General features: G+C 55.9%; 8 protein-coding genes. 6 read left to right on the top strand and 2 right to left on the bottom strand.

Annotated features, from left to right (window positions below; genetic code table 11):
- Nucleotides 1-274: 274 nt before the first annotated feature.
- Nucleotides 275-1,099: an HTH-type transcriptional regulator HdfR gene (gene hdfR / locus AB3U87_RS20960; RefSeq protein WP_253457158.1), complete on the bottom strand. Its 825-nt coding sequence runs from the start codon at nucleotides 1,097-1,099 to the stop codon at nucleotides 275-277.
- Between the two features lie 121 nt (nucleotides 1,100-1,220).
- Between hdfR and AB3U87_RS20955 the strand changes: the two genes are divergently transcribed.
- The gene (locus AB3U87_RS20955) at nucleotides 1,221-1,559 is read left to right on the top strand and encodes a MaoP family protein (RefSeq protein ID WP_125290748.1); all 339 of its coding nucleotides are present in this window, start codon (nucleotides 1,221-1,223) and stop codon (nucleotides 1,557-1,559) included.
- Between the two features lie 61 nt (nucleotides 1,560-1,620).
- Here the strand turns inward: AB3U87_RS20955 and AB3U87_RS20950 are convergent, their stop codons facing one another.
- Nucleotides 1,621-3,138 carry a YifB family Mg chelatase-like AAA ATPase gene (locus AB3U87_RS20950; RefSeq protein WP_253457161.1) on the bottom strand — a complete coding sequence of 506 codons (1,518 nt, stop codon included), beginning with the start codon at nucleotides 3,136-3,138 and terminating at the stop codon, nucleotides 1,621-1,623.
- A gap of 325 nt (nucleotides 3,139-3,463) precedes the next feature.
- On the opposite strand from AB3U87_RS20950, the gene AB3U87_RS20945 reads away from it, so the two are divergent.
- The 5 genes from AB3U87_RS20945 to ilvD all read left to right on the top strand — a co-directional run bounded on the left by AB3U87_RS20945 (nucleotide 3,464) and on the right by ilvD (nucleotide 8,469).
- Nucleotides 3,464-3,562, top strand: coding sequence for an IlvGEDA operon leader peptide (locus tag AB3U87_RS20945; RefSeq protein WP_125290746.1), 99 nt, complete (start codon nucleotides 3,464-3,466; stop codon nucleotides 3,560-3,562).
- A gap of 149 nt (nucleotides 3,563-3,711) precedes the next feature.
- A complete protein-coding gene (gene ilvG / locus AB3U87_RS20940; RefSeq protein ID WP_253457164.1) occupies nucleotides 3,712-5,358 on the top strand; it encodes an acetolactate synthase 2 catalytic subunit in 1,647 nt (548 codons plus the stop codon).
- A complete protein-coding gene (gene ilvM / locus AB3U87_RS20935; protein ID WP_394150364.1) occupies nucleotides 5,355-5,612 on the top strand; it encodes an acetolactate synthase 2 small subunit in 258 nt (85 codons plus the stop codon). Before ilvG ends, ilvM begins: the two co-directional genes overlap by 4 nt.
- 19 nt (nucleotides 5,613-5,631) lie before the next feature.
- A complete protein-coding gene (locus tag AB3U87_RS20930) occupies nucleotides 5,632-6,564 on the top strand; it encodes a branched-chain amino acid transaminase (protein ID WP_253457167.1) in 933 nt (310 codons plus the stop codon).
- 54 nt (nucleotides 6,565-6,618) lie between these two features.
- Nucleotides 6,619-8,469, top strand: a complete 1,851-nt coding sequence (gene ilvD, locus AB3U87_RS20925) for a dihydroxy-acid dehydratase (protein ID WP_253457170.1) — start codon at nucleotides 6,619-6,621, stop codon at nucleotides 8,467-8,469.

Here is an 8,469-nt window from a genome sequence, read left to right as displayed (position 1 = left end):
CCTGTTCTGCCTGTTCTGCCTGTTCTGCCTGTTCTGCCTGTTCTGCCTGTTCTGCCTGTTCTGCCTGTTCTGCCTGTTCTGCCTGTCCTGCTTGTCCTGCTTGTCTGTACTGTTTCTCACCGGATTCTAACCTTTATCCCTGCATATCAAACGACCTTACCTCTTGATATTAAAGTCAGGAAATGGCCAGCAGCTGACCATTCTGTCCTGAAGGCCCTGAAACAAGGGCATATGACCGGAAACTTAAACCAGGGCGTATGACCGGAAACTTAAACTAAGGCGTATTAACCGGAAACTTGAGCAACTGTCTGATGTGTGACTGCTGATCGCTGTTTTGCAGCCAGACGGCGTAAAGCGGGCGTACGGCGACGGGCGTATCCGGAATAACGGATAAATCGGGATACTCGCTGTGCCAGATATCCGGTAAGAAAGCACAGGCACCGGTGGTATGCAGTAGCTGACGTGTCAGATGGGCTGACGTTGTTGTCAGCACGGGGACATCGTCCGCGCCCGCCAGATAGCTTTCATGCTGATGAAAATCAGCGCCCCATTCCAGCTTGATGTAATCATACTTTTCACGCTTCTCCGATTGCCGCGATCGATAAAGCGTTAGCGAAATATGACCGATCTGCTGGCTGGTCAGTTCGTCCATTTTAGGCGCTTCCGTAGTGATTAGCAGATCCAACTGGCGCTCATGCAGCTGTTTAACCAGCAAATGACGCTGAGCCACTCTTGCCTCCAGGTGCAAATCTTCCCGATTTTCATACAGCGTTTGTAGCCAGGGCGTCAGATAAGCTTCCCAAAGAGAAGCGCTGGCACCGATAGAAAGTTCATGATGCTGCTGGGTATGCGCGACCTCTTTTTTGGCCATCATCCAGGTGCTCATCAGGCTTTCGGCATAAGGAAGCAGCCTTTCGCCCGCTGACGTCAGACGGATATTGTTACGGTGACGCGTAAAAAGGTTAACGCCCAGCTGATTTTCCAGCTGCCTGATGCGAAAACTTACGGCAGATTGCGTGAGATAGAGCGCTTCAGCGGCACGTCCAAAGTGGCGGGTTCTGCTCACTTCAAGAAAGGTCTTTAATAATTCCGTATCCACATCCGTCTCCTGAAAATCATTTGTCGTCATGATTTAAATGTTTTGTTTTACACTCTGTCAAGCGTATCTAATACTCCGCGCCATAAATAGCACGGCCATAAAAGAGTTAGGAGCGTGTAAAATGGCGGAAAGCTTCGCAACAACGAATCGTTTTTTCGATAACAAACATTACCCACGCGGTTTCTCGCGCCACGGTGATTTCACTATCAAAGAAGCTCAACTTCTTGAGCGTTATGGTTACGCTTTTAACGAGCTGGATTTGGCAAAGCGTGAACCCGCAACGGAAGAAGAGCGTCTGTTTATTGAGGTATGCCGTGGTGTACGCGAACCTCAGTCCGAAGCAGAACGGGTATGGTCAAAGTATATGACGCGTATCAAACGTCCAAAGCGTTTTCATACGCTTTCCGGCGGCAAGCCGCAGATGGAAGGCGTGGAAGACTATTCGGACAGCGATGATTAATGATAAAGGGGCTTCGGCCCCTTTATTGTCAGCGATAAACGCTTTTTTGCAAGATAAAAACCTATTCCAGACTGTTAAGCAGATGAACCAGCAATCTGTCCATTGCCCGATAGCTTAATGCTTCAAGTAAATGCTCCCGTTTAATACTCTCTTTTTCCGCTAAATCAGCAATGGTTCGGGCTACTTTCAAAATGCGCTGCCAGGCGCGAACGGAAAGTCCCAGCTGATTAAGCACCTCTTCCAGCCAGCTCGCATCCTCTTTGCTTATTTCACAAAATCGCCGTATATCGCCTGGCGTTAACTTCCCGTTAATCGCTCTGGCCCGCGTTAGCTGAACGTTTCTGGCGGCGAGAACCCGCTGACGCACCGTTGCGCTGGATTCGCTGACGGAAGCCTGGCTTAATGTGCCGGGCGGCAGGAGGGGGACTTCCAGCGAGAGGTCGAAACGATCGAGGAACGGACCGGAAAGACGGCTGAGATAGCGCAGCGTCTGTTGAGGGGTGCTGCGGTTGTGCTTTACGCCATGCTGACCGGTAGGGCTGGGATTCATGGCAGCCACCAGCTGAAATCGCGCCGGATAGATGACCTTTGCTTTAGCGCGCGACAGGGAAATACTTCCCGACTCGACAGGCTCTCGCAGGGCATCCAGCGTCCTGCGTTCAAACTCCGGCAGTTCATCAAGAAACAGTACGCCGTTATGCGCCAGGGAGATCTCACCGGGTTTAGGCAAGGTGCCGCCGCCAACCAGCGCATAGCGCGAAGAGGTATGATGCGGCGCCCGGAAAGGTCGCTGACGCCATGGGTGGTCAGCCAGCGACGAACCCGCCACGCTGGCGATAGCGGCGCTCTCCAGCGCTTCCCGATCGCTCAGCGGCGGCAGCAAACCTGCAAGACGGGTCGCCAGCATCGTCTTGCCCGTGCCGGGCGGGCCAATCAGCAGCAGGTTATGACCACCGGCAGCGGCGATCTCCAGCGCTCTTTTAGCCTGCTGCTGGCCGATGACCTCGCTTAAATCCTCGGCGGGCATAATGATGTCGGTGGGAGCATAGCTGGCCTGCTGGAGATCCGCCTGTCCATTTAAATAAGCGCATACGTCAAGCAGGCTATTCGCAAGACGGCTATGCGCATGTTTTACAAGGCTGGCCTCATGACCGTTGTCCGTGGAGAGGATCAGCGTCCGCTTCGCCTCTGCCGCCGCCATGGCAGCAGGAATAGCAGCCTGTACGCCTCGCAGAGCACCCGTCAATGCTAATTCTCCCAGTAACTCATACTGCCCCAGTTTTTCTCCGCAAATTTGCTCTGAGGCCGCCAAAATCGCTATGGCGATAGGGAGATCGTATCGGCCGCCTTCTTTGGGCAGATCGGCTGGCGCAAGATTCACGGTAATGCGTCGCGCGGGAAAGGTGAAGCCGCAGTTTATCAGCGCGCTCCGGACACGTTCACGCGCTTCCTTAACCGTGGTTTCCGGCAGGCCGACCAGCGTCAGAGCAGGCAGGCCATTACTTAAATGCACTTCAACGGTTACCAGAGGCGCTTCCACGCCGATAGCCGCACGCGTATAGGTAACAGATAGCGACATAAAAACTCCTTATGGTCGTATTCTGTCCTGCTTCCTGACGGGTGACGAGAGCCGATATTCCGCTTATCGAAGCGGCTCGCAAAAAATATCGCTTCCCGGAGCCTTTATAAAAATTCGACGCGACCCATAAAAACAGGGCAAAGCCATTGCGTCTGGTACGTAATGAATAATTTTCAGGATTTAGCTTATTCCTTGATTAACGGTTGGTTTTTTATTAATCGCGGCGGCCATCATAAAATAAAGTGATGAAAAAAGTTGAATGCATCGCGCTAACTGTGATAACTCTGTAGGCATTACTTCGAACAAGTGAATTTATCGAATCTAAATGAAAGCCCTTCTACGAGTCCTAAGCCTTGTCATTATCAACGTCGTCGTGATTATTATCACGCCGTGCGGGGCTACGCTCGGAGGAAGAAAGGCTTAAAAATCAAGCCTGAATTCAGAAGAACCCCCGCACCGAAAGGTCCGGGGGTTTTTTTTTGGCAGGGCTGACAGGCTATCAACGACAGAGGAACAGAAGATGAACAGTAGAATAAAATGCTGTTGTTCCCAGCGAGAGGCGGGGAAATAACTATGAATGGTGCTCAGTGGGTGGTTCAGGCGTTGCGTGGGCAGGGAGTCGAGACTGTTTTCGGCTATCCGGGTGGTGCGATTATGCCCGTCTATGATGCGCTCTATGATGGCGGCGTCGAACATCTACTGTGCCGACATGAGCAGGGTGCTGCCATGGCCGCCATCGGTTATGCCCGTTCTACCGGAAAAGTCGGCGTTTGCATCGCCACGTCCGGCCCCGGCGCGACCAACCTTATCACCGGGCTGGCTGATGCAATGATGGATTCCGTGCCGGTGGTGGCGATTACCGGCCAGGTTGCCGGCGGCCTGATCGGCACCGACGCTTTTCAGGAAATTGACGTGCTCGGCCTGTCGTTGGCCTGTACCAAACACAGCTTCCTGGTCGGCTCGCTGGAAGAGCTGCCGGAAATCATGGCCGAAGCTTTCGCCATCGCCCGCTCCGGTCGTCCCGGCCCAGTGCTGATCGACATCCCTAAAGATATCCAGTTAGCCAGCGGCGAGCTGACAGCCCATCTGGCGGCGGTTGAAGACGAAGCGGCGCATCCTCATCAGGCGTTGGCGCAGGCGCGCGCCATGCTGGCTCAGGCTAAGAAACCGGTTTTGTACGTGGGCGGCGGTGTTGGCATGGCCGGTGCCGTAGAGGCCCTGCGTGCGTTCGCTCGCGAAACGGGCATTCCTACCGTCGCCACGCTGAAAGGCCTGGGCGCGCCGGATCCTCAGGATGCCTGTTATCTGGGAATGTTGGGTATGCACGGCACCAAGGCCGCCAACTTTGCCGTCCAGCAATGTGACCTGCTGATTGCCGTCGGCGCCCGTTTTGACGATCGCGTAACCGGCAAGCTGGATACGTTTGCTCCTCATGCCAGCGTTATCCATATGGATATCGATCCCGCCGAGCTGAACAAATTGCGCCAGGCGCATGTGGGATTGCGAGGCGACCTCAATAAGCTGCTGCCGGACTTATATCATCCGACGGAAATCAGCGCATGGCGCGAGCACGTGCAGGCGCTGAAGGCCGATCACGGCTGGCGTTACGATCATCCGGGCCAGGCTATCTATGCGCCGCTGTTTCTGAAACAGCTCTCCGATCGTAAACCGGCAAGCGCGGTTGTTACCACCGATGTCGGCCAGCACCAGATGTGGACAGCGCAGCATATGAGCTTTAACCAGCCGGAAGATTTTATTACTTCCAGCGGTCTCGGCACGATGGGCTTCGGACTGCCGGCCGCCGTGGGCGCGCAGGTCGCCCGACCGGAAGATACCGTGATCTGCGTGTCGGGCGACGGCTCTTTTATGATGAATGTACAGGAGCTGGGCACCATCAAGCGCAAGCAGCTGCCGGTAAAAATCGTTTTGCTGGATAACCAGCGTCTGGGCATGGTGCGCCAGTGGCAGCAGCTGTTTTTCTCGGAGCGCTACAGCGAAACCAATCTCTCCGACAACCCCGATTTCCTGATGCTGGCCCGCGCTTTCGACATTCCCGGCCAGCGCATTACCCGTAAAGACCAGGTGGCTGCCGCGGTAGACGCTTTGCTGAACAGCGAAGGGCCTTACATGCTGCATGTCGCCATTGATGAACTTGAAAACGTCTGGCCGCTGGTGCCGCCGGGTGCCAGCAACGAAAATATGATGGAGAAAACCTCATGATGCAGCATCAGTTATCCATAGAGGCGCGCCTGCGCCCTGAAATCCTGGAACGCATCCTGCGCGTTGTTCGCCATCGCGGCTTTCAGGTTTGCGCAATGAATATGTCTTCCGGCGAAAATAGCGACAGCATAAATATTGCCATGACCGTTGTCAGCCAGCGCCCGGTCGATTTACTGTCAACACAGTTAAGCAAGTTGATGGATGTTGCCACCGTTCACATCCAACACCAGACAACACAACAAATCCGCGCCTGAGCGCGAAAAGGAAAGAAGAATGACGAAGAAAGCTGACTTTATCTGGTTCAATGGCGAGATGGTGAAGTGGGAAGAGGCGAAAGTTAGCGTCATGTCCCACGCGCTGCACTACGGCACCTCCGTATTTGAAGGCGTCCGCTGCTATGACTCGCACAAAGGCCCGGTAGTCTTCCGCCATCGTGAACATATGCAGCGTCTGCACGACTCTGCAAAGATCTATCGCTTTCCGGTCAGCCAGAGCGTTGATGAGCTCATGGAAGCCTGCCGCGAAGTGCTGCGCGTCAACAAGCTGACCAGCGCTTATATTCGCCCGCTGGTTTTCGTCGGCGACGTGGGCCTGGGCGTGAACCCGCCGGACGGCTACAGCACCGATGTGATCATTGCCGCCTTCCCGTGGGGCGCTTACCTGGGCCCGGAAGCGCTGGAGCAGGGTATTGATGCGATGGTTTCCTCCTGGAACCGCGTGGCGCCAAACACGCTGCCAACCGCAGCGAAAGCGGGCGGCAACTACCTTTCCTCTCTGCTGGTGGGCAGTGAAGCGCGCCGTCACGGCTATCAGGAAGGCATCGCGCTGGATACCCAGGGCTATATCTCTGAAGGCGCCGGCGAGAACCTGTTTGAAGTGAAAGACGGCATCCTGTTTACGCCGCCGTTTACCTCCTCTGCGCTGCCGGGCATTACGCGCGACGCCATCATCAAACTGGCGAAAGAGATGGGCATTGAGGTACGCGAGCAGGTGCTTTCCCGCGAATCGCTCTATCTGGCCGACGAAATCTTTATGTCCGGTACGGCGGCGGAAATCACCCCGGTACGCAGCGTGGACGGCATTCAGGTTGGCGAAGGCAAACGCGGCCCGATCACGACCCGCATCCAGTCCGCTTTCTTTGGGCTGTTTACCGGCGAAACCGAAGACAAGTGGGGCTGGCTGGATCCGGTCAACCCACAACAATGACATTTTACGGGCGTCGTTTGACGCCCGTGTATCATCTGATTCTGGAGTATGAGCATGCCTAAGTACCGTTCCGCCACCACCACTCATGGCCGTAATATGGCCGGTGCCCGCGCGCTGTGGCGCGCCACGGGTATGACCGACGACGATTTTGGCAAGCCTATCATTGCCGTGGTCAACTCCTTTACGCAGTTCGTACCGGGGCACGTACATTTACGCGACCTGGGCAAACTGGTTGCCGAACAGATTGAAGCTTCCGGCGGCGTCGCCAAAGAGTTCAACACTATCGCTGTCGATGATGGCATCGCGATGGGGCACGGCGGTATGCTTTACTCTCTGCCTTCGCGCGAGCTGATCGCCGACTCGGTCGAATACATGGTCAACGCCCACTGCGCGGACGCCATGGTCTGTATCTCTAACTGCGACAAAATCACGCCGGGAATGCTGATGGCTTCCCTGCGCCTGAATATTCCGGTGATCTTTGTTTCCGGCGGCCCGATGGAAGCCGGGAAAACCAAACTTTCCGATAAGATCATCAAGCTGGATCTGGTTGATGCGATGATCCAGGGCGCTAACCCGAACGTCAGCGACGAAGACAGCGATAAAATCGAACGGTCAGCCTGTCCGACCTGCGGTTCCTGCTCCGGCATGTTTACCGCTAACTCAATGAACTGTCTGACGGAGGCGCTGGGCCTGTCGCAGCCGGGCAACGGCTCGCTGCTGGCAACCCATGCCGATCGTAAGGCGCTGTTCCTGAAGGCAGGCGAACGCATCGTTGGCCTGGCGAAACGCTACTACGAGCAGGATGACGAAAGCGTGCTGCCGCGTAATATCGCCAGCAAGGCCGCCTTTGAAAACGCGATGACGCTGGATATCGCGATGGGCGGCTCGACCAATACCGTTCTGCACCTGCTGGCCGCCGCGCAGGAAGGCGAAATCGATTTTAATATCTCCGATATCGATCGGCTTTCCCGCAAGGTGCCGCATCTCTGTAAGGTTGCGCCAAGCACCCCGAAATACCATATGGAAGACGTACACCGCGCTGGTGGCGTCATCGGCATTCTGGGCGAGCTGGATCGGGCGGGTCTGATGGATAACAGCGTGCGCAACGTGCTGGGCCTGAGCCTGCAGGAAACGCTGCAACAGTACGACATCATGCTGACCAAAGACGAGGCGGTGAAAAAAATGTTCCGCGCCGGCCCGGCCGGGATCCGCACCACCCAGGCGTTCTCACAGGATACGCGCTGGGAAACGCTGGACGATGACCGTCAGGAAGGCTGCATCCGCTCCCGTGAACATGCCTTCAGCCAGGACGGCGGCCTTGCCGTGCTGTATGGCAATCTGGCAGAAGATGGCTGTATCGTGAAAACCGCTGGCGTAGAAAAAGAGAGCCACACCTTCCGCGGCCCGGCCAAAGTCTACGAAAGTCAGGACGATGCGGTAGCGGCCATCCTCGGCGGCAAAGTCGTGGCGGGCGACGTGGTGGTGATCCGCTACGAAGGGCCGAAAGGCGGGCCGGGAATGCAGGAAATGCTTTATCCGACCACCTACCTGAAATCGATGGGGCTGGGCAAAAGCTGCGCGCTGATCACCGATGGCCGTTTCTCTGGCGGCACCTCAGGGCTTTCTATCGGTCACGCTTCGCCGGAAGCAGCCAGCGGCGGCACCATCGCGCTGGTGAAAGACGGCGACATGATTGATATCGATATTCCGAATCGCGGCATCAAACTGGATGTGCCGGACAACGAACTGCACGCGCGTCGTGAAGAGGAAGAGGCGCGCGGCGACGCGGCCTATACGCCTCATAACCGCGAACGTCAGGTTTCCTTTGCTCTGCGCGCCTACGCTTTACTGGCGACCAGTGCGGACAAAGGCGCAGTACGCGACAAAAGCAAGCTGGGAGGCTAA

The organism is Erwinia plantamica (genome assembly GCF_043420595.1).
In the GTDB taxonomy this organism is placed as follows: domain Bacteria; phylum Pseudomonadota; class Gammaproteobacteria; order Enterobacterales; family Enterobacteriaceae; genus Erwinia; species Erwinia aeris.
Note: the sequence above shows the minus strand (reverse complement) of the source record. Positions and strands in the feature narration are given on the sequence as shown.